Raw genomic sequence first — 20,169 nt, forward strand, 5'->3', positions numbered from 1 at the left:
CCATCAAGGCCACCAGGGAGACGTTCCATGACCAGCACCGCCGCGCTGCGCCGTCGCAGCCTGTTCGCCGTTGCCGCCGCGCCGCTCGCCGCGCCGGCCGTCGCGCAGTCCAACTGGCCGACCAATTCCATCCGCTTCATCGGGCTGTTCCCGCCGGGCGGCGGCACCGACATCCTGTCGCGCCTGTGGTGCATCAAGATGAGCGAAATCACCGGCCAGCAATTCGTCGTCGAGAACCGCGCCGGGTCGGCCGGGAACATCGGCACCGAGGTGATCGCGCGCGCCAACCCGGACGGCAACACGATCGGGCTGGCCTCGGTCGCGCCGCTCGGGATCGGGCCGACGCTCTACAGCCGGCTGCCGTTCAACCCGTCGCGTGACTTTTCCTACGTGTCGGGGCTGTGGCAATTGCCGAACCTGCTGGTCCTCAACAACGACGTCCCGGCGCGCAGCGTGCCGGAACTGATCGCGCTGCTGCGCGCCAATCCGGGCAAATACGCCTATGCGTCGTCGGGGTCGGGCACGACGGTCCACATCTCGGGCGAGATGTTCAAGACCATGGCGGGCGTCGACATGCTGCACGTGCCCTATCGCGGCGCCGCGCCCGCCCATGTCGATATCCAGGGCGGACGCGTGCACATGATCTTCGACAATATCCCGCAGGGCCTGGCACTGCACCGCGAAGGCAAGGTGCGCGCGCTGGCCGTGACGGGCGCGCAGCGCAGCCCGGTCGCGCCCGAGATCCCGACCATGTCGGAATTCCTGCCGGGCTTCGAGATCAATTCCTGGGGCGGCGTGATGGGACCCGCGGGCATGCCGCGGCCGATCATCGAGCGGCTGAACGCGCTGACGAAGCAGTCGCTGGAGAGCGACGACCTGAAGCGGCGGTTTCTCGAGAACGGGGCGACGCCCTGGTATACGACGCCGGAGGAGTTCGCGAGCTATCGCGCGGCGAACGAGGCTGCGCTGGCGCCGATCATCCGGGCCTCGGGCGCGCGGGTGGACTGACCCGCGGCTGCGGCCTGGCGGCGGTACGCCGCCGGCGCGGCAGGTTGCGGCCCGTGCGCGCGGCGGCCGGCGCGTCGCTTGCTGCCTCCATACAGCTAGCGCGGCGGCTGGCGGGCGGATGATCGCAGGTGCGCCGCGGGCCATCCGATCCAGCCCAGGACAGCCTGCGAGCCCGCCACGCCAGCGGCACGGCGATTGCTGACCCCGGTGCGACCGAACGCACCGGGAGTTTCCGCGCCATGATCCGTCGTCGTCATCTGCTGGCCCTGCCTGGGCTGCTGGCTGCCCCTGCCCTCGCGCAGGGCACGCGCACCATCCGCCTGATTGCGGGGTTCCCGGCCGGCGGGCTGGCGGATGTGGTGGCGCGCCTGGTGGCGGGGCCGCTCGGCGATGCGCTGGGGGCGTCCGTCGTGGTCGAGAACCGCACCGGCGCGTCGGGCACCATCGCCGCCGATGCGGTGGCGAAGGCGGCGCCGGACGGGACGACGCTCGCGGTCAGCCATGCCATTCCGTTCGGGTTTGCGCCGGGGGTGCTGCCGTCGCTGACCTACGATCCGGTCGCGGATTTTTCCCACCTGGGCATGCTGGCCGAGGCGCCGACGGTGATGGTGGTGACGGCGCGCTCGCGCTTCGCGACCCTGCCCGACCTGCTGGCGGCGGCGCGGACGGGGCCGGTGCGGTTCGGGTCCTCCGGGGTCGGGTCGGCCGAACACTTCCTGGGCGCGGTGATCGGGCGCGAGGCGGGGGCGGCGAACCTCGATCACGTGCCGTATCGCGGCACGCCGCCGGCGCTGCAGGATTTGCTGGCGGGGCAGGTGGAGGCGATCAACGCGCCGATCACCACGCTGGTGGCGCAGTTGAAGGACGGGTCGCTGCGCGCGCTGGTGGTCTCGACCGAGCTGCGCGTGCCGGCGTTCCCGGATGTGCCGACGGTGGGGGAGCTGGGGTTCGCGCGCGCGACGATGACGCAGTGGATCGGGCTGAGCGCGCCGCGGCGGCTGCCGGCGGCGGAGGCGGCGCGCATCGCGGCGGCGATCCCGGGGATTGTGGGGCGGCCGGAGATCGCGGCGCGGCTGGAGGAGCTGGCGTCTCCGCCGCGGGCGCCGCTGCCGGTGGGGGAGCAGTTCCAGGGGTTCGTGGCAGCGTTCCGGGACCACTGGGTGGGGGTCGCGCGGGCGGAGGGGATTGTGGCGGGGTGAGGGGTGTTTGGCTGTGCCGGGGCGTCTTCGGCGTGGTATCATTACGTTATGTCGGTGCGCGCCAATACTGCCCCAAGACCTTCGCAGCTTGATGCTGCGAAAGCCTGGCTGGGCTGGGCGAAGGAGCGTTTCGCCAATGCGCCCACATGGCGCGATATGGATGCACATCTGATTCTTCTGAGCGTCGTGACGGTGATCCTCGTGCTTGGCGTCATGGCCTTGACCGCGGCGCCCGCGTTCGGGCTGGGACGCAGCTGGGACTTCGTGACGTGGATGATCGCAGCCCCGGCCATCTACCTTGCTGCGTGGCAGCTTCTGTCGCTCGAATCGATTGCCGCGGCGCTTCGTGGCGCGGCTCTCGCGACCGCGATGTGCGCGGCTGCGTTCGGTGCAACTTTCGTCGCGGGCTTCGCGACCGTTGGCTTCGCCATACCCGTCGCTGCGTTGTTGTCGGTCTCGATGATCGGAGAATGGCTCACCCGTCGGGATGACATCATGGCCGGCTCCGGCTGTGGCGCAGGCCGCTTCGCTCACACGGCGGGTTTGGTGGCCTTCCTGGCAGGCCTCGTGCCCGCGGCGATGCATGTTTCGCGGACCGGTGTGGACGGCTGGAGCGTAGCGCTGCTGGTCGCCGCAACTCTCCCACATGCGCTGCTGACAAGCATTCTCCGCGGTTCCGCGCTGCCGGTCGCGACGCAATTGCGCCGCGCCTCGGTGCTGGTGGCCGTTGTCGGCGTTTCAGTCGCAGGGTTCCTTGGGTGGGATTCCGTAGTGCGCGGGTAGCCTTCCGCTCAGCGCCACGCGGCTGCGATCGAGAATCCCGCCAGCAAAACTGTCCCGATCACCACGCTTGTTGCGCGCCGCCGCTGCGGCACGGCCCGCTGCTCCACGGCGAGCAACGCCCAGCAGGACGCCGCATGATACGCCAAGCCCGCCAGCAGCGCGGCGAGCGGCAAGCCGAGCTGCACCCCGGGCATGTGCGCCACGGTGGAGGGCATCAGCGCAAAGGCCAGCCAGAAGGCCGGGACGGCGACGAGCCACCCGCGCAGATGCGCCCAGCGCCAAGTCTGCGCGGCCTCGGTCGGGACCTCGTCCTGCACCGCCGCCATGACGAGCCCGAACAGCGCGCCGACCAACCCACACCCAAGCACGGCGCCAATGGGCCACAGCACGATCATGGCGCCCACGGTGAATAGCATCGCCACACCGCTGATCAGTGCCAGCACGCCCACGGCCAGGGCGGCGCGCGCCACCGCCTGACGCGTCAGCACGAACCAGGCGGCGACATAAGGCAGGGGCGCGAACCACAGCCACGCCGCCGTCCAGAACGGCATACCGACGTAGTCCGCGCGCCACGGCCTGCCGATCCACGCGGCGGCGGCCACCCAGGACAAGGCGGTGGCGCCGAGGAGTGCGGCGATGTGCAAGGTGAAGGCCTGAGGCGCGAGCAGCCGCGGCGCCTGCGGCCGATCATCTGGGCCGCCCGGGGCGTTCAAACCCCCACCTTCTCCGCCGCCCCCCTCAAAAACCCGCCAAGCGCCGCATGAAACTCCGGTTCCTCCAGCAGGAACGCGTCATGCCCCTTGTCGCTCGCGATCTCGACGAAGCTGACGCTCGCCCCCGCCGCGTTCAGCGCCCGCACCACCGCGCGGCTCTCCGAGGTCGGGAACAGCCAGTCGCTGCTGAAGGACGCCAGGAAGAACCGCGTCGCCGTGCCGCGGAACGCCGCTGACAGATCGCCCTCGTGCTCCGCCGCGAGATCGAAAAAATCCATCGCCCGGGTGATGGTCAGGTACGCATTCGCGTCGAAGCGCTGCACGAAGGTCGAACCCTGGTGGCGCAGGTACGACTCCACCTCGAACACGTCTTCCAGAAAGGTCAGCGCGCTCGCCCCGCGCAGCCGCCGCCCGAATTTCCGCGTCAGCGCCTGCTCGGACAGGTAGGTGATGTGCGCCACCATCCGCGCCACCGCCAGGCCGCGCGCCGGGATGCGCTGAGCCTCCCAGTACCGACCGCCGGCATAATCCGGGTCGCCATGGATCGCCTGGCGGCCGACCTCGTGGAAGGCGATGTTCTGTGCCGAGTGATGCGCCGCGCAGGCGATGGGTGCCGCGGCCAGCACGGCGTCCGGATAGGTCGCCGCCCATTCCAGCACCTGCATCCCGCCCATCGACCCGCCGACCACGGCCAGCCAGCGCGCGACCCCCAGGTGCTCCATCAGCCGCTTCTGCGCGCGCACCATGTCGCGGATGGTGACCTGCGGGAAATCCGTCCCCCAAGGCCGGCCAAGCCCCCGCCCCTGCGCATCCGTCATCTCCGACCGCGGGCCGGTCGAGCCCATGCACCCGCCCAGCACATTGGCGCAGACGATGAAGTAGCGGTCGGTATCCAGCGGCTTTCCCGGCCCGACGATGCTTTCCCACCAGCCTGGCTTGCCGGTGACGGGGTGGGGTTCGGCCAGGTACTGGTCGCCGGTCAGCGCGTGGCAGACCAGCACGGCATTGCTGCGCGCCGCGTTCAGCCGGCCATAGGACCGGTACGCCACCACCAGCGGCACGACCACGGCGCCGCAATCCAGCGGCAGGCCGTCCGCGAAGACGACATGCTGGTGGTCCACCTCCGGCAGGGGGGCGATGGCCTGTGACATGGCATGCGATGCTTAGGGCCGGGCGGGCGGCGCCGCAACGGTAGCGGTGCGCGCGGCGCCACAACCGTCGCTATGATGCCGTGGTGCCGCGCGCGCCGCCACCACCGGCCCACCCGGCGCATGGCCGGCCCGCGCAGCTCGGCGGCAGCCCCCGCTTGGCGCACCGCGCGCGCCCGTCTATTGCACTTCCACCCATGCCAGACACCGCCCCCGCCGCCCCCGCCGAGGCCGAAATCGCCGCGCTGCGCGCCGAGATCGACGCGCTCGACGACGCCATGCACGACCTGCTGATGAAGCGCTCCGCCGTGGTGGCGCGCCTGGCCGGCAGCCGCGCCAAGGGCGGCACGACCCCGCTGCGCCCGGGGCGCGAGGCCGCGGTGCTGCGCCGCCTGCTGGCCCGCCACACCGGCCCGCTGGCGCGCGAACGCCTGGTGCGCATCTGGCGCGAGATCTTCATGGCCAGCACCGCGATCCAGGGCGGGTTCTCGGTGGCGGTCCACGCGCCCTCTCCGCAATCGGGCCATGCGCGCCTGGCGCGCGAGCATTTCGGGCCGATCGCCGCGATCCGCGTACACCCCACACCCGCCCGTGCCCTGGCGGCGGTCAGCGCCGGGGAGGCCTCCGTCGCCGTGCTGCCGGCCCCGGCCGAGGAAGAGGCCGGCGCGGGGGCGGCCTGGTGGGCGCGGCTCGAAGTGCCGAAGCTGCAGGTGGTCGCGCGGCTGCCCTTCGTGGGCGAACCGCCCGGCAGCCCTGGCGCGCTGGTGGTGGCCCCCGTCGCAGCCGACCCGTCGGGCGACGACCGCACGCTGCTGCTGCTGGAGGCCGAGGCCGGCGCGCCCCGCGCGCGCATCGCCGGCGCATTGGCCGAGGCTGGGCTGGCCGCGCCATCGCTGATCGTCGCCCGCGTCGGCCAGGCGACGCTGGCGCTGGCCGAGATCGAGGGCTTCCTGCGCGCCGATGACGCGCGCCTCGCGTCGCTGCCCTGGGCGCGGCGCACCATCCTCGGCGCCTATGCCGCGCCGGTCGTCGGAGACGCAGCATGACCGTGATGCCTCGCCCCTCGATCCTGTCGGTCGAGCCCTATGTCGGCGGTGAATCCAAGATCCCGGGCGTGAACCGGATCGTGAAGCTGAGTTCCAACGAGGGCGCCTTCGGCCCGCCGCCCGCCGCGATCGCGGCGATCGAGGCGATGGCGCGCGACGCGCATCGCTATCCCGATGGCGGTGCCAAGGCGCTGCGCGAGGCCATCGGCGCGCGCTTCGGCCTCGACCCCGCGCGCATCGTGGTTGGCAACGGGTCGGATGAACTGATCTCGCTGCTCATCCTCGCCTATGGCGGGGAGGGGACCGAGCTGGTGATGAGCGCGCACGGCTTCATGATGTACGACATCACCGGCCGCTGGGCGGGCTGCCGCATCATCAAGGTGCCGGAGCGCAACCTGACCGCGGATATCGACGGCATGCTGGCGGCGGTGGGGCCGCGCACGCGGCTGGTGTTCCTGGCGAACCCCAACAACCCGACCGGATCCATCCTGCCGCAATCCGAGGTGGAGCGCCTGCGCGCCGGGTTGCGCGACGACATCCTGCTGGTGCTCGACAGCGCCTATGCGGAGTACGTCACGCGGCCGGACTACGATGCGGGCGCGAAGCTGGTGGATGCATCGGGCACGACGATTGGCGGGCGCGCCGTCGGCACGACGGTGATGACGCGCACCTTCTCCAAGATCTTTGGCCTGGGCGGCATGCGGCTGGGCTGGTGCTACGCGCCCGCGCCGGTGGTGGATGTGCTGAGCCGCGTGCGCGGGCCGTTCAACGTGAATGCGGCGGCAATGGCGGCCGGCATCGCGGCACTCGGCGAGACGGGCTGGATGCAGTGCGCGATCGAGCACAACACGCTCTGGCGCGGGCGCGTGGTCGCTGCGCTGGAAGCGGCCGGCATCAAGGTCTGGCCGAGCGAGGGCAACTTCGTGCTGGCCGATTTCGGCACGCCGGCCAAGGCCAAGGCCGCCGATGATGCGTTGAAGGCGCGCGGGCTGATCGTGCGCGCCATGGGCGGCTACGGATTGCCGCAGTGCCTGCGCATCACCATCGGCACCGCCGAGGAATGCACCATGGTGACCGAGGCGCTGACCGCCTTCATGCATGGCTGAACCTGTCTTCGAACGGCTGTGCCTGGTTGGCATCGGGCTGATCGGGTCGTCCATCGCGCGGGTGGCGCGCAAGCGCGCCGACCTGGCGCGCACGGTGGTGGCGACGGCGCGTCGGCCCGAGACGCTGGCGCGCGTGCGCGAACTCGGCATCGTCGACGTGGTCGAGGACGATCCGTGCAAGGCGGTCGAGGGCTGCGACGCCGTGATCCTGTGCGTGCCGGTCGGCGCCTATGCCGGGGTGATGGCGCAGATCGCGCCGCACCTCGCACCCGGCTGCGTTCTGTCGGATGTTGGTTCCACCAAGGGAAGCGTGGTGCGCGACCTGTCGCCGCTGCTGCCCCCGGGTGTGCACCTGGTGCCGGCGCACCCCATGGCGGGCACCGAGCATTCCGGCCCGGATGCCGGCTTCGCGGAGCTGTTCGACGGGCGCTACTGCATCGTTACACCGCTGCCGGGAAGCGACGCCGCGGCGGTCGAGAAGGTGCGTGAATTCTGGCGCCGCTGCGGCTCCATGATCGAGACGCTGGACCCCGCCACGCATGACCGCGTTGTGGCGATCGTCTCCCACCTGCCGCACCTGATCGCCTTCACCATCTGCGGCACGGCCGACGACCTGGCGGAGGAGACGAAGGAGGCGGTGATGAAGTTCGCCGCCTCGGGCTTCCGCGACTTCACGCGCATCGCGGCGAGCGACGTGGACATGTGGCGCGACGTGTTCCTGAACAACCGCGAGGCGCTGCTGGAAATGCTGGCACGCTTCAGCGAAGACGCACACGCGCTGGGCCGCGCGGTGCGCTACGGGCAGGCGGAGTTCATCGAGGACCGCATCCGGCGCGGGCGGAAGATCCGCAGGGAGCTGATTGAGCGGAAGCAGGCGTGAGAGGTTGGGGCATGACGGCGCTTCAAGCAGGCTTGCGACTCGCGCTGATCGGCTGCGCGCTCTCCGTGCAGGCGGCCCCCGCCTTTGCCCTTTCCCGGAGCTTCAAGTGCGCCTTCGACCCCGGCAGCGACGCAATCGACTCGCGCTGCGAGCGCGTCCTCTCGCGGTATGTCGAATACTGGACCCAGTTGCGCGACGGCCGCCTGCCCGCATGGCCCGGCCCTGGCCTTGCGCCGCCCTACACCATCACGCGCATCGAAGTCGGAGGCCATGCGGACGGCGCAGAGGCAACGCGAGGTCTCGCGACAGTTGGTGAGCTTCGGGCGCGGGCCGTGGGGGAATGGCTCATCGGGGCGGGCATCCCGCGGGAGTATGTCATCGTCAGTGGATACGGCGCCCGACAGTTGCTCGTCCCAACACAACCGCACGAAGCGGAACCGCAGAACAGGCGGGTCGAGATCGTCTCGCGATAGGGCTCTGACGCCCAGGCCCCATTGCGCGCGTGCGTTTTGCGGTCGCACCACCTAGATTCCCCGCGCCATGTCCGCCCTCTACGACCGCGACATCCTCCTCTGGTCCGAACAGCAGGCCGACCTGCTGCGCCGCCTGTCGCGCGGGGAACGGGTGAACGATTCCCTCGACTGGCCGAACCTGATCGACGAGGTGGAAAGCGTGGGCCGCAACGAATTCCAGGCGGTCGAGAGCCTGTTGCGCGTCGCCCTGCTGCACCTCCTGCTCGCCCGCTACGCCCGCGTCGAACCCCCGCGCGGCCATTGGCTGGCCGAGGCCCTTGGCGCGCTGGACGAAGCCTCCCGCCGCTATGCGCCCAGCATGGCCCAGCGCCTCGACCTGCCGCGCGCCTGGCGCCTTGCGTGCCGCCAGGCGGAAGCAAAACTCGCCTCGGATGGCGGCCCATCCGCGCCGTTGCCCGCCGAGTGCCCCTACACCCTCACGGACCTCATCGAGCCGGACACGCAGCCCGCCCCGCTGCTCGCACGCCTTCCGCTCGGCTGACACCCCCCAAACCATACGCTTCCGTAAGCACGCTTCCCCAACCGCCCGCCGCACCCCATCTTGCGGTCATGCCCCGACTCACCCGCCGCACCACCCTCGCCGCCGCCGCCGCGCTCGCCGCCGCGCCTGCCGCCGCCCAGGCCCAGGCCCAGGCCCCGGCCGCCTCGCCCGCCGCCACGCCGCCGGACCGGCCGCTGTTCGGCGCAAAGCAGTGGCAGCTCTCCAACGGCCTGCGCGTCGTCCTCGCCGAAAACCGCCGCGCCCCCGTCGTCGCGCAATACCTGTTCTACGCCGCCGGCGGCGCCGAGGACCCGGCAGGCCGCTCGGGCGTGGCCCACTTCCTCGAACACATGATGTTCAAGGGCTCGCCCAACGTCGCGAACGGTGAATTCTCCCGCCGCGTGGCGCGGGAGGGCGGTAACGACAACGCCTTCACCTCGCGCGACGTCACCGCCTATTTCCAGCAGGTCGAGGCCTCGCGCCTGCCGCTCATCATGCGCATGGAGGCCGACCGCTTCGCCGCCGCCATCATCCCGGCCGACCAGGTGGAGAGCGAGCGCAACGTCGTGCTCGAGGAACGCCGCCAGCGCACCGACAGCTCCGCCCGCGCCCGCTTCCAGGAAGCCTTCCGCGCCGCGCTCTGGGGCCCGCAGACCTGGCCCGGCCGCCCGATCATCGGCTGGGAGGACGAAATCCGCGCCATCACGCGCGACGACATGGCGGCCTTCTACGACCGATTCTACGCGCCCCACAACGCGACGCTGGTGGTCTCCGGCGCGGTCGACGAAGCCACCCTGCGCGCCCTGGCCGAGGAACACTACGGCCGCGTCCCCGCCCGGCCGGGGGCCGCGCGCGACCGCGCTCGCGCGCCCTCCGCGCCGCACGAAGCGCGCCTGGTGCGCCGCGAACCCACGGCGCGGGAGGCGCTGCTGATCCAAGCCTGGATCGCGCCGTCCCTCACCGCCGGGGAGACGCGCCACGCCCTGCCGCTGGAGGTCTTCGCGCATCTGCTCGGCAGCGGCCAGGGCTCGCGCCTGCATGCCGCGCTGGTCGAGACGGGCCTCGCGGTCTCCGCCGGTGCGTCCTACGACGGCGAAGCGGCGGGCGAGACCGAATTCATGGTCTATGCCGTGCCCCGCCGCGGCGTCGAACCGGAACGCCTGGAAGCGGCGGTGAACGCCACCATCGCGACCCTGCTGCAGGACGGTCCGACCGAGGCCGAGGTCGCGCGCGCACGCCGCCAGCTGTCCTCCGGCGCGCTGCTGGCGCTCGATGGCTTCGGCGCGGCGCCGCGCATGCTGGGCGGCGTGCTCGCCATCGGCCTGCCGGCCGAGGTGGTGGAATTCTGGCCCGCGCGCCTGCGTGCCGTGACCCGGGCGCAGGTGACCGAGGCCGCGCGCGCCGTGCTCGCCGCGCCGCGCCACACAACCGGCTGGCTGCTGCCGGAGGCCGCGTGATGACCACCCCCTTCTCCCTGCCGATCCAGGTGGTCGAGGCCGGCCCCTTCACCGCCTGGCTGGTCGAGGACCAGTCCGTCCCGGTCGTCTCGCTCTCCTGGTCCTGGCCGGGTGGCGCGGCGCGCGACCCGGCCGGCCAGGACGGCACCATGGCGATGGCCGCCGCCCTGCTGATGGAAGGTGCGGGCGACCTGCGTGCGCTGGCCTTCCAGGATGCGCTGCGCGATGACGCGATCGGCCTGTCCTTCTCGGCCGGGCGGGACAGCTTCGAAGCCGGCTTCCGCTGTCTGTCCGATGCCCTGCCCGAGGCCCTGCGCCTTGCACGACTGGCCATGACGGCGCCGCGCTTCGATGCCGATGCGGTGGAACGCGTGCGCGCACGCGCCATCGCCGGCGCGCGGCAGTCGCTGGAAACCCCGCGCGGCCAGGCCGGCCGCGGCTTCTGGCAGTCCGCCTTCCCGACCCACCCGGCCGGGCGGCCGGCCACCGGCACGGCGGAAACGCTCGCCGCCGTGACGGCCGAGGGCATGCGCGCGGGGCTTGCCGCGCAGTTGCGGCGGGACGGCGTGCTGGTCGCCGCCGCCGGTGCCATCACCCCCGCGCAGCTGCGCGCCATCCTGCCCGATCTGCTCGGCGCGCTGCCGGCCGGCGCGCCCGAGGAACCGCCGCGCCTGACCGCCTTCACCGAATTCGGCCGCCAGGTGCTCGCGGTGCCCAGCCCGCAATCGCAGATCATCCTGGGCCAGCCGGGCATCGCGCCGAACGATGCGGATTGGGAAGCCGCGCAGATCGTGCTGCGCATCCTGGGCGGGGGCGGCTTCTCCTCCCGGCTGATGGAAGCCGTGCGCGTGCAGCGCGGCCTGACCTATGGCATCGGCGTCGGTCTCGACAGCCTGTTCGGTGGCGGGGTCATCACCTGCGGCTTCGCCACCGAGAATGCCCGCGTGGCGGAGGCGCTGGAGGTCACGAAGTCGGTGTGGTCCGACCTGGCCGCCCGCGGCCCGACCGCGGCGGAGCTGGAGGAAGCGGTTGCCTTCCTGACCGGCTCCCTGCCGCTGCAGTTCACCGACAGCCGGCGCATCGCCGCCACGCTGCTCGCGATGCGGCGCAACAACCGCGCGGTCGACTGGCTGGACGGGCGCAACGCGCGCCTGCAGGCCATCACGCCCGCGAAGGCGACCGAGGTGGCCGCGCGCCTGCTGCGACCGGACGCGATCGCCGTGACCATCGCAGGGCAGCCTCAGGGGATCCTGTAGCCGCCGTCCGGGGGCTCGGTCTCCGGGGGAATGCACCGCCCGGCGCCTGCGGGCGCCGGGCAGCAGCCTTCGCGCCGCCTGGTCTGCTGGCGGTGGCGAGCGTCGGCGCCGGACGCCCGGAGCGGACCATAGCCGACCGAAGCGCCAGATCGCGCCGCGGCCCTGGTCGCGACCGGGGCCGTCCCCACGCGACGTTCAGGTCGCGCCCACCAGTGCGAGCGCCCGGGCAATGCGCGGCGCACCCCATTCCCTGACCGGGCCGGGCGCCCCGTTGGGCGCCACATCGACGCCCTGGCCCTCGCCGAGCGGGACCGTGCCGCCGGCGGTGCGCACCTCGACCCGGCCGCGCGCCACGAACACCGCCTGCACGCCGTCCAGCACGCCGGCAAAGAAACGTGTGCCGCGCACGCCGATATGCGCCCAGGGCAGCGTCACATCGACCGGCGCGGGGCGTTCGCTACGCGGGATGTCGAGCAGCAGCGCGCCGCCGAAGCCGCGCAGCGAGGTGCCCGGGCGCGGGCCGCGCAGCGCCAGCGCATCGACGCGCAGCGCGGCATTCTCGCCCATGCGGAGCTCGAGCCCGCCGTCGAGCCGGCAGGCGAGCCGCGCGGCGGGACCGGTGGTCAGCAGATCCTCCATCAGCACCGGCGCATCGGGCGCGAGGGGGCGCGGCGCCTCGCCGCTGAACAGCGCCGCGGCGGCGCCGGTCAGGGCGGTCACCTCGCCCACGCGGATGCGCTGCGACAGGGCCGGGCGCGGCAGGACGAGCAGCGCCGGGGCCAGCAGCAAGTGGCGGCGGTCAGCCATGGCGGGATCCTAGAGCAGATCCTGATCAGATGGACTCATCTGATCGGGTGACGATGCGCGTGAGAGCGATCGGCCAGAGGTGTTTCAGCGAGCCGAGGCGAGCGGAGCCGACGCTACACGAGATCCCCTGTCTGATGGAATCGCCTGGTCGGGCGAAGATACGGGCGAAAACAGAGGGTTCGTGCCGCAGCGGGTTGCCAACGCGAGCGGCAGTGGCGCTGGCGCGTCGTCCGACCTCTCGGCACCGGCACCGGCCTGCTCGCCGCCCCGGCCATTCATCCAGGGTCCTGCCGTCGGGTCGCCGGGCCCGTGCCGTCCGACCGGCCCGCGCGCCACCGGGCGGGGCGTGCCGCCTGAAGTGCGCCGGTCAGCCGGCCTCCGCGCGCGTCGCGATGGCCTGCAGCACGATCCCCTCGGTCAGGATCTGCGGCAGCACGACCGGCGCCGCGCCGCCCGCCGGGTAGAACAGATACAGCGGCACGCCGTCGCGCTGGTGCGCGCGCAGCAGGGCGGTGATCGCGGCGTCGCCGCGCGTCCAGTCACCGGTCAGATAGGCCACGCGCCGGTCCGCGAAGGCGCGCTGCACGCCCTCGGTCGCGAGTGCCATGCGTTCGTTCACCTTGCAGGTGATGCACCAGGCGGCGGTGAGGTTGATGAAGACCGGCCGGCCCTCGGCGCGGAGCGCGGCGACCCGCGCTTCCGACCAGGCCTCGCCGGTGGCATCGGCGGCCCGCGCGGCTGCCGGGCGTGCACCCTGCACCAGCGGCAACAGCGCCAGGGCACCGACCACGGCCGCCGCGGCGGCGACGCGGCCGACCCGCCCACCGGCCGCCTGCGCCAGGCCCCAGGCCCAGGCCCCAAAGCCGATCAGCACGCCCCCCAGCAGCACCGCCAGCACGGCCGACGGCCCGGCCTGCTCGGCCAGCACCCAGACCAGCCAGGCGGCCGCGGCGTACATCGGGAAGGCCAGGCCCTGCTTCAGTCGGTCCATCCAGGCGCCGGGCCGCGGCAGCAGGCGTGCGAGACCCGGTGCCACGCCCAGCAGCGCATAGGGCAGCGCCATGCCCAGGCCGAGTGCGGCAAAGACCGTCAGCGCCCCGGCCGTGCCCATGGTCATCGCGGCGCCGATCGCGGCGGCCATGAAGGGCGCCGTGCAGGGCGTCGCGACCAGGACCGCCAAGGCCCCGGTGAAGAACGACCCCGCATGCCCGCCCTGCGCCGCCAGGCCCGCCCCGGCCGAGGCCGGTCCGCGCACCGCGAAGACGCCGGACAGGTTCAGCCCGACCGCGAGCATCAACCAGGCCATGCCGGCGACGAAGACTGGCTGGGTGAACTGGAAGCCCCAACCCGCCACGCCGCCTGCCGCGCGCAGCCCCACCAGCAGCCCGCCGAGAGCGACGAAGGACAGCACCACCCCCGCCGTATAGGACGCGGCATGGGCGCGCACCTGGCCCTGCGCTGCGCCCGACAGCCGCGCGATACCCACGGCCTTCATGGCCAGGATGGGGAAGACGCACGGCATCAGGTTCAGCAGCAGCCCGCCAAGTGCCGCCAGCAGCGCCGCCTGACCGAGCGGCAGCGTGGCAGGGCCGGCGGGCACGGCACCGGGCGGGGCCGAGACCACGTAGGCGCCGCGTACCCCCGCCGCGTCGGTGATGGCGACGACACCGGCGACCGGGTCTGGCAGCGACGAGCCCTGGCCGCGCACGAGCGCCAGGCGCAGCGCGCCATCCGTGACGCTCATCACCTGCGGCGCGGCATTGTCGATCACGCCCTGGTCGATCGGGAAGAAGTAGGCGGCGCGCACCGCGCCGGGGGCGATGGCCGGGCCGCTGACCTCGATCGCGCCGGTGGCCCCGGCGAAGCCGATCCGCGCGGCGAAGGGGCCGGGGCGGGGTTCGGCAGCCTCGGCGGCGGCGAACACGGGGGTATTCGCAGGGCGGGGCGTTGCCTCGACCGGGATGTCGATGCGGAAGGCGCCTTCCTCGGGGATGCAGACCTGCTCGCAGACCAGCCATTCGCCGCGGGCCTCGATGGTCAGCACGTCGCCCGGGCGCATCGCAGCGGGGGCGGTGACCGGAATGATGAAGACCGGTTCGCCCTCGTAGCCGAAATTCACCAAGGGGCCGAAGGGGATGCGCTGGGGTGCGGGGAAGCGCATCGGCGCGGCGGTCGCACCCTCGGGCAAGTCGAGCGTGACCTGCGGCGCCTGGCCAGCATCCCCGGGGTTCACCCAATAGGTATGCCAGCCGGGGGCGAGGCGCTGGCGCAGCGCCAGGCGAAACGCCTGGCCGGGGGTGATTTGCGCGTGGTCGGCGATGAGCGTGACGGTGGCGCGCGGGGAGGCGACGGGCAGCGATTCCAGGGCGCGCGCCGCGGGGGCGGACGTGACCAGCGCGAGGATCAGGGCGAGCAGCCGCAACATGGGTCCAATCAAGGCCCGCGACGGCTCCGGTGCAACCCCGAAGACGCGAAAAGGGCCGGCGGATCGCTCCGCCGGTCCATTCACGCGCCGTCCGCCGCCCCCCCCCTTTGCCGCCCGAGGCCTTGCCTGGGGCTGGGAGCGCCAGGCGCGACCGCGCCCAGACCACCCTCAGCCGCTGGCGCACCAGTGCATGGCGCGTAAGCCAAGCACGCGGATGCGTGCGCCGGCGCTTGAGGCCAACAAACTAACTATGCGCCAGCATCGCCAGCAGCAGCAGTGCCACGATGTTGGTGATCTTGATCATCGGGTTCACGGCGGGGCCCGCCGTGTCCTTGTAGGGGTCACCCACCGTGTCGCCGGTCACCGCCGCCTTGTGCGCGTCGGAGCCCTTGCCGCCATGGTGCCCGTCCTCGATGTACTTCTTCGCGTTGTCCCAGGCGCCACCGCCGGTGGTCATGGAGACGGCCACGAAGAAGCCGGTGACGATCACGCCCAGCAGCATCGCGCCGAGGGCTTCGAAGGCCGCAGCCTTCCCGCCGATCGCGAGGATGCCGAAATACACCACCAGCGGCGAGAGCACCGGCAGCAGCGAGGGGATGATCATCTCCTTGATCGCCGCCTTGGTCAGCATGTCCACCGCGCGGCCGTAGTCCGGCTTCTCGGTGCCTTCCATGATGCCCGGCTTTTCCTTGAACTGGCGCCGGACTTCCTCGACCACGCTCATCGCCGCGCGGCCCACCGCCGTCATCGCCATGCCGCCGAACAGGTAGGGCAGCATGCCGCCGAACAGCAGGCCGACGACCACGTAGGGGTTGGACAGCGAGAAGGTCAGCGACCCCATGCCCTGGAAGTACGGGTACTGCGCGGCGTTCGCCGCGAAATACGCGAGGTCCTGGGTATAGGCCGCGAACAGCACCACCGCGCCGAGCGCGGCGGACCCGATCGCATAGCCCTTGGTCACCGCCTTGGTGGTGTTGCCGACGGCGTCGAGCGCGTCCGTGGTCTGGCGGATTTCCTTGGGCAGCCCGGCCATCTCGGCAATGCCGCCGGCATTGTCCGTCACCGGCCCGAAGGCATCGAGCGCGACCACCATGCCGGCGAGTGCGAGCATCGTCGTGACCGCGATGGCGATGCCGTAGAGCCCCGCCAGCCCATAGGCGATCAGGATGCCGAAAATGATCACCAGCGCGGGCAGCGCCGTCGATTCCATCGACACCGCCAGGCCGCGGATCACATTGGTGCCGTGACCGGTCACCGAGGATTCCGCAATCGCCTTCACCGGCCGGAAGTTCGTGCCGGTGTAGTATTCGGTGATCCAGATGATCAGCGCGGTCACGATAAGCCCGACCGCGCCGCACAGGAACAGCGAGAAGGCGCCAAAGGAGGCCCCCGCCGCGGTCGCGGTGCCGAAGCCGAATATCATGTAGGACAGCGGCAGCAGCGCCACCAGCGACAGCGCGCCGGTCACCGCGAAGCCGCGATACATCGCCCCCATGATGTTGTTGCTCGCCGGCAGCTTCACGAAATACGTGCCGACGATGGACGTCACCACGCAGACCGCGCCGATCGCCAGCGGGAAGATCATCCCCGCCTTCAGAAAGGGCGTACCAGCGAAGGCGATGGCGGCCAGCACCATCGTCGCCACCATGGTGACGGCATAGGTTTCGAACAGGTCGGCCGCCATGCCGGCGCAGTCGCCCACGTTGTCGCCCACATTGTCGGCGATGGTGGCGGGGTTGCGGGGGTCGTCCTCGGGGATGCCGGCCTCGACCTTGCCGACCATGTCGCCGCCGACGTCGGCGCCCTTGGTGAAGATGCCGCCGCCCAGCCGGGCGAAGATCGAGATCAGCGAGGCACCGAAGCCCAGCGCCACCAGCGCGTCGATGACCGTGCGGTCATTGGGTTCCAGCCCGCCGATGACGACCAGCAGGAAGAAGTAGACCGCCACGCCCAGCAGCGCGCCGCCGGCCACCAGCATGCCGGTGATGGCCCCCGACTTGAACGCGACATCCAGCCCACCTGCCAGCGACACCGTGGACGCCTGTGCCGTCCGCAGGTTGGCGCGCACCGAGACGTTCATGCCGATGAAGCCCGCAGCCCCCGACAGCACCGCGCCCAGCAGGAAGCCGATCGCGACCGTGATGCCGAGCCGCCAGGCCACCAGCACGAACAGCACCGCGCCGACGATGGCGATGGTGGTGTATTGCCGCTTCAGATAAGCGTTCGCGCCTTCCTGGATCGCCTTCGCGATTTCCTGCATGCGCTCGTTGCCCGGATCGCGCGACAGCACGTCCTTGGCGGTGATGACGCCGTAGGCGATGGACAACGCCCCGAGCGCGATCACGATGATCAGCCAAACGGTCAGCAAGTTCAGGACTCCCCCTTGGTCACAGGTACGGCGGGACGCCGTGACGGCCCGTCTCGTGCCCGTCTTGTGCAGGCGAGGGGGAGGCTAGAGGGGCCTCAGGGGTCGCGCAACGGCACAGGACGGCCCCGGGCGGTCAGAATCCGTCCCGGCCCGCGAAGAATTCGCCGAGGAAAGCATCCCGCGCCGCTGGGCCGGGAAACCCTGGCTCGGGCGGCCGCCCACGGGTGAGGCGGGCGAAGACCACCGTCCGGTCGCCCCGCCGCGCCCAGCCGACAAACCAGCCCGAGGGTTGCGCCGCATCGGCGCCGCGGGAGCGCGCACCGCCGGTCTTGCCGAAAACGCGCCAGCCATTGGGGTATTCGCCTTGGTCGACCAGGGCCTCGGTCATGGCCCGGGCCTGGGCGGAGACCGGCAGTTCGCCACGCACCAGGCGCCCCAGGAAGGCCACCTGCTGCGCCGGCGTGATCTCGAGCGAGGAGCCGATCCAGGACCGCGCCAGCCCGTTCGCTCGGCCCGGATCGCCGGAGACATCCGCATTCCCGTAGCCGAAGTCGCTGACGTATCGCCGCAACCGTGCCGCACCCAGCGCCTGTGTGATGCGTTGCGAATACCAGACCACCGAATGCCTCATCCAGGCCGCCGGGTCCGTGGCCCGACGCCATTCCGGCAGCCAATCGGCATCGCCTGGGCGGAAGGGCAGCGCCGGGTGATGCGCATCGCGCAGGAAACCGGCGTCGAAGCCCATCAGCGCGAGCGGGATCTTGAAGGTCGAGGCCGGGGTCGCGCGCTGGTCGGGCTGGCCGTCGCGCCGCAGCGTGGCGCCGGTCGCGGCGTCCACCACCAGCGTGCAGACCGGCACGGCGGCGGCGCCGGCGGGCCAGGCCACCGGGAGCGCCGCCAGCGCCTGCAGCGCCAGCCGGCGCCCCGGCGCAAGACTCACGCCTGGGCCCGGGCGATCGCCTCGGTGATCAGCCGGCGGGCCTCGTCGGCATCGCCCCAGCCGATGAACTTCACCCACTTGCCTGGTTCGAGGTCCTTGTAGTGTTCGAAGAAGTGCTGGATCTGCTCGATCGTGATGCGTGGCAGGTCGGTGTAGTTGTGGACGTGCTCGTAGCGCAGCGTCAGCTTGGGCACCGGCACGGCGATGATCTTCTCGTCCCCGCCGCCGTCATCTTCCATCTTCATCACGCCCACGGGGCGCACGCGGATGACGGCGCCGGCGATGATCGGACGGGTATTGGCCACCAGCACGTCGATCGGGTCGCCATCCTCGCTCAGCGTATGCGGGATGAAGCCGTAATTGCCCGGGTAGCGCATGGGCGTGTGCAGGAAGCGGTCGACGAACAGCGTGCCCGCAGCCTTGTCCATCTCGTACTTGATCGGCTCACCGCCGATCGGCACCTCGACGATGACGTTGACGTCATGAGGTGGGTCCTTCCCGATGGGAATGGCGTCGATGCGCATGGGTGCTCTCTCCGGGCCGAAGCGGCGCGCGCCTGTAGCAGAGCGGCCCCAGGGGCGGAAGCGGGGGCGGAAGCGGGGGCGGAAGCGGGGGGGCGGAAGCAGGGGGCCGCGGGTTGCGCGGATCGCGCCCGCCGCCCAGGCTTGGCCCATGACCCCAGCCCGCGCCACCTTCGCCGCCGCCGCCCGCGCCCGCGCGCCCGAGGTGGCGGCCATCACCCGCCGCCTGGTCGCCGTGCCCTCGCCCAATCCGCCCGGCGACGTCCGGGCCTGCGCGCTGGATTGCGCCGCGCTGCTGCGCGACCTCGCGCCCGCTGCCGAGGTCTCGCTGCACGACACGTCTCCCGAGGTCACCAACGTGGTTGCGCGCATCGCCGGCGCCGGGCCGGGGCGGATTATCGCCTTCAACGGACACCTCGACACCTACCCGGTGAACGAGGCGCTGCCCTGGACGGTCGACCCGCTGGGCGGGGAGGTCCGCGACGGCCGCCTGTACGGCCGCGGCACGGCCGACATGAAGGGCGGCATCGCGGCCTCGGTGCTCGCCTTCGCGCTGCTGGCCGAACATCGTGCGGCGTGGCGCGGCGAAGCCATCCTGACCCTGGCGGGGGATGAGGAAACCATGGGCCCGCTCGGCACCAAGTGGATGCTCGACCATGTGCCGCGCCTCGCGCAGGCGCAGGCGGTGATCATCGGCGATGCCGGCTCCCCCCGCGTGCTGCGCTTCGGCGAGAAGGGCTTCCTGTGGATCGAGGTCGAGGCGACCGGCACCGCCGCGCATGGCGCGCATGTCCATCTCGGCCAGAACGCGATCGACCGGCTGCGTGCCGCGCTCGATGTCGTGGCGGGGCTGCGCGCCCTGCCGGTGGCCGCCCCGCCCGCCGTCACCGCCGCCATCGCCGCCGCGCGCCCCATCAGCGAACCGCTCGCCGGCGTCGGCGAGGCCGAGGTGCTGGGCAGCGTCACCGTCAACATCGGCAGGGTCGAGGGCGGCACGGCGCCCAACCTGGTGCCGGCCGCGGCCCGCGCGGCCTGCGACATCCGCATGCCGGTCGGCGTTTCGGCAGCCCAGGTCGAAGCCGCGCTGGCCGCCGGGCTGGGCGCGCTGCCGGGGGTCGCCTGGCGGGTGCTGCGCCGCTTCGAACCCAACCACACGGACCCCGGCGCCGACATCGTGCGCAGGGCCCATGCGGCGGCCGAGGAGGTGCTGGGCGGCCCCGTCGCGGTGAACATGCGCGTGGGCGGCTCCGATGCCCGCTGGTTCCGCATGGCCGGGCTGCCGACCATCGTCTACGGACCGACCCCGCACAACATGGGCGGCGCCGACGAATGGGCCGATCTGGCCGAGCTGGAGGCGGTGGCGCGCGTGCATGCCCTCGCGGCGTTTGATTTCCTCGCCGGCTGAGGGCAATCACGGGGGCGCATGGGCCTGTAGCTCAATGGTCAGAGCGGGCCGCTCATAACGGCTTGGTTGGGGGTTCGAGTCCCTCCGGGCCCA

General features: G+C 72.1%; 18 protein-coding genes and 1 tRNA gene. 12 read left to right on the forward strand and 7 right to left on the reverse strand.

Annotation, left to right across the window (positions count from 1 at the left end; all coding sequences use genetic code 11):
* Positions 1 to 27 precede the first annotated feature (27 nt).
* From MWM08_RS00910 to MWM08_RS00920, 3 genes are all read left to right on the forward strand, one after another.
* Complete coding sequence (locus tag MWM08_RS00910) at positions 28 to 1,008, forward strand: Bug family tripartite tricarboxylate transporter substrate binding protein (RefSeq protein WP_244457594.1); 981 nt, start codon at positions 28 to 30, stop codon at positions 1,006 to 1,008.
* Between the two features lie 239 nt (positions 1,009 to 1,247).
* Positions 1,248 to 2,207 carry a Bug family tripartite tricarboxylate transporter substrate binding protein gene (locus tag MWM08_RS00915; protein WP_244457595.1) on the forward strand — a complete coding sequence of 320 codons (960 nt, stop codon included), beginning with the start codon at positions 1,248 to 1,250 and terminating at the stop codon, positions 2,205 to 2,207.
* Between the two features lie 48 nt (positions 2,208 to 2,255).
* Entirely contained in the window at positions 2,256 to 2,990 is a 735-nt protein-coding gene (locus MWM08_RS00920) for a hypothetical protein (RefSeq protein ID WP_244457596.1), read from the forward strand.
* 8 nt (positions 2,991 to 2,998) lie between these two features.
* On the opposite strand, the gene MWM08_RS00925 is transcribed toward MWM08_RS00920, so the two are convergent.
* The gene (locus MWM08_RS00925; protein ID WP_244457597.1) at positions 2,999 to 3,634 is read right to left on the reverse strand and encodes a hypothetical protein; all 636 of its coding nucleotides are present in this window, start codon (positions 3,632 to 3,634) and stop codon (positions 2,999 to 3,001) included.
* 65 nt (positions 3,635 to 3,699) lie between these two features.
* The gene (metX, locus tag MWM08_RS00930; protein ID WP_244457598.1) at positions 3,700 to 4,854 is read right to left on the reverse strand and encodes a homoserine O-acetyltransferase MetX; all 1,155 of its coding nucleotides are present in this window, start codon (positions 4,852 to 4,854) and stop codon (positions 3,700 to 3,702) included.
* A 194-nt stretch (positions 4,855 to 5,048) separates the two neighbouring features.
* On the opposite strand from metX, the gene MWM08_RS00935 reads away from it, so the two are divergent.
* The 7 genes from MWM08_RS00935 to MWM08_RS00965 all read left to right on the forward strand — a co-directional run bounded on the left by MWM08_RS00935 (position 5,049) and on the right by MWM08_RS00965 (position 11,610).
* Positions 5,049 to 5,897 carry a chorismate mutase gene (locus MWM08_RS00935; protein ID WP_244457599.1) on the forward strand — a complete coding sequence of 283 codons (849 nt, stop codon included), beginning with the start codon at positions 5,049 to 5,051 and terminating at the stop codon, positions 5,895 to 5,897.
* Positions 5,894 to 7,003 (forward strand): histidinol-phosphate transaminase, encoded by a 1,110-nt coding sequence (gene hisC, locus MWM08_RS00940; RefSeq protein ID WP_244457600.1) that lies wholly within the window; start codon positions 5,894 to 5,896, stop codon positions 7,001 to 7,003. The genes MWM08_RS00935 and hisC overlap by 4 nt, the downstream gene beginning before the upstream one ends.
* On the forward strand, positions 6,996 to 7,883 hold the full coding sequence (locus MWM08_RS00945) for a prephenate/arogenate dehydrogenase family protein (protein WP_244457601.1): 888 nt from the start codon (positions 6,996 to 6,998) through the stop codon (positions 7,881 to 7,883). Before hisC ends, MWM08_RS00945 begins: the two co-directional genes overlap by 8 nt.
* A gap of 11 nt (positions 7,884 to 7,894) precedes the next feature.
* The gene (locus MWM08_RS00950; RefSeq protein ID WP_244457602.1) at positions 7,895 to 8,356 is read left to right on the forward strand and encodes an OmpA family protein; all 462 of its coding nucleotides are present in this window, start codon (positions 7,895 to 7,897) and stop codon (positions 8,354 to 8,356) included.
* Between the two features lie 67 nt (positions 8,357 to 8,423).
* The gene (locus tag MWM08_RS00955; RefSeq protein WP_244457603.1) at positions 8,424 to 8,897 is read left to right on the forward strand and encodes a DUF29 domain-containing protein; all 474 of its coding nucleotides are present in this window, start codon (positions 8,424 to 8,426) and stop codon (positions 8,895 to 8,897) included.
* Positions 8,898 to 8,965: 68 nt separating this feature from the next.
* A complete protein-coding gene (locus tag MWM08_RS00960; protein WP_244457604.1) occupies positions 8,966 to 10,354 on the forward strand; it encodes a M16 family metallopeptidase in 1,389 nt (462 codons plus the stop codon).
* On the forward strand, positions 10,354 to 11,610 hold the full coding sequence (locus MWM08_RS00965; protein WP_244457605.1) for a M16 family metallopeptidase: 1,257 nt from the start codon (positions 10,354 to 10,356) through the stop codon (positions 11,608 to 11,610). The genes MWM08_RS00960 and MWM08_RS00965 overlap by 1 nt, the downstream gene beginning before the upstream one ends.
* 195 nt (positions 11,611 to 11,805) lie before the next feature.
* Here the strand turns inward: MWM08_RS00965 and MWM08_RS00970 are convergent, their stop codons facing one another.
* The 5 genes from MWM08_RS00970 to ppa all read right to left on the reverse strand — a co-directional run bounded on the left by MWM08_RS00970 (position 11,806) and on the right by ppa (position 18,674).
* The gene (locus MWM08_RS00970; protein WP_244457606.1) at positions 11,806 to 12,417 is read right to left on the reverse strand and encodes a FecR domain-containing protein; all 612 of its coding nucleotides are present in this window, start codon (positions 12,415 to 12,417) and stop codon (positions 11,806 to 11,808) included.
* A gap of 367 nt (positions 12,418 to 12,784) precedes the next feature.
* Entirely contained in the window at positions 12,785 to 14,842 is a 2,058-nt protein-coding gene (locus MWM08_RS00975) for a protein-disulfide reductase DsbD family protein (protein ID WP_244457607.1), read from the reverse strand.
* Positions 14,843 to 15,086: 244 nt separating this feature from the next.
* Positions 15,087 to 17,210: a sodium-translocating pyrophosphatase gene (locus MWM08_RS00980; RefSeq protein WP_244457608.1), complete on the reverse strand. Its 2,124-nt coding sequence runs from the start codon at positions 17,208 to 17,210 to the stop codon at positions 15,087 to 15,089.
* 133 nt (positions 17,211 to 17,343) lie between these two features.
* On the reverse strand, positions 17,344 to 18,150 hold the full coding sequence (blaOXA, locus tag MWM08_RS00985) for a class D beta-lactamase (RefSeq protein WP_244457609.1): 807 nt from the start codon (positions 18,148 to 18,150) through the stop codon (positions 17,344 to 17,346).
* Positions 18,147 to 18,674 carry an inorganic diphosphatase gene (ppa, locus tag MWM08_RS00990; RefSeq protein ID WP_244457610.1) on the reverse strand — a complete coding sequence of 176 codons (528 nt, stop codon included), beginning with the start codon at positions 18,672 to 18,674 and terminating at the stop codon, positions 18,147 to 18,149. Before ppa ends, blaOXA begins: the two co-directional genes overlap by 4 nt.
* A gap of 148 nt (positions 18,675 to 18,822) precedes the next feature.
* Here ppa and MWM08_RS00995 point away from each other — a divergent pair, with 148 nt between their 5' ends.
* A complete protein-coding gene (locus MWM08_RS00995; protein ID WP_244457611.1) occupies positions 18,823 to 20,076 on the forward strand; it encodes a M20/M25/M40 family metallo-hydrolase in 1,254 nt (417 codons plus the stop codon).
* Between the two features lie 20 nt (positions 20,077 to 20,096).
* Positions 20,097 to 20,169: transfer RNA gene (locus MWM08_RS01000), tRNA-Ile, on the forward strand.

The sequence above is a fragment of the Roseomonas fluvialis genome (assembly GCF_022846615.1).
In the GTDB taxonomy this organism is placed as follows: Bacteria; Pseudomonadota; Alphaproteobacteria; order Acetobacterales; family Acetobacteraceae; genus Neoroseomonas; species Neoroseomonas fluvialis.

Coding starts and splice junctions, on each gene's coding strand:
- MWM08_RS00955 (WP_244457603.1), top strand. CDS start 8,424: ATGTCCGCCCTCTACGACCGCGACATCCTCCTCTGGTCCGAACAGCAG.
- MWM08_RS00920 (WP_244457596.1), top strand. CDS start 2,256: ATGTCGGTGCGCGCCAATACTGCCCCAAGACCTTCGCAGCTTGATGCT.
- hisC (WP_244457600.1), top strand. CDS start 5,894: ATGACCGTGATGCCTCGCCCCTCGATCCTGTCGGTCGAGCCCTATGTC.
- MWM08_RS00960 (WP_244457604.1), top strand. CDS start 8,966: ATGCCCCGACTCACCCGCCGCACCACCCTCGCCGCCGCCGCCGCGCTC.
- MWM08_RS00945 (WP_244457601.1), top strand. CDS start 6,996: ATGGCTGAACCTGTCTTCGAACGGCTGTGCCTGGTTGGCATCGGGCTG.
- MWM08_RS00935 (WP_244457599.1), top strand. CDS start 5,049: ATGCCAGACACCGCCCCCGCCGCCCCCGCCGAGGCCGAAATCGCCGCG.
- ppa (WP_244457610.1), bottom strand. CDS start 18,674: ATGCGCATCGACGCCATTCCCATCGGGAAGGACCCACCTCATGACGTC.
- MWM08_RS00915 (WP_244457595.1), top strand. CDS start 1,248: ATGATCCGTCGTCGTCATCTGCTGGCCCTGCCTGGGCTGCTGGCTGCC.
- MWM08_RS00950 (WP_244457602.1), top strand. CDS start 7,895: ATGACGGCGCTTCAAGCAGGCTTGCGACTCGCGCTGATCGGCTGCGCG.
- MWM08_RS00970 (WP_244457606.1), bottom strand. CDS start 12,417: ATGGCTGACCGCCGCCACTTGCTGCTGGCCCCGGCGCTGCTCGTCCTG.
- metX (WP_244457598.1), bottom strand. CDS start 4,854: ATGTCACAGGCCATCGCCCCCCTGCCGGAGGTGGACCACCAGCATGTC.
- MWM08_RS00975 (WP_244457607.1), bottom strand. CDS start 14,842: ATGTTGCGGCTGCTCGCCCTGATCCTCGCGCTGGTCACGTCCGCCCCC.
- MWM08_RS00910 (WP_244457594.1), top strand. CDS start 28: ATGACCAGCACCGCCGCGCTGCGCCGTCGCAGCCTGTTCGCCGTTGCC.
- MWM08_RS00995 (WP_244457611.1), top strand. CDS start 18,823: ATGACCCCAGCCCGCGCCACCTTCGCCGCCGCCGCCCGCGCCCGCGCG.
- MWM08_RS00965 (WP_244457605.1), top strand. CDS start 10,354: ATGACCACCCCCTTCTCCCTGCCGATCCAGGTGGTCGAGGCCGGCCCC.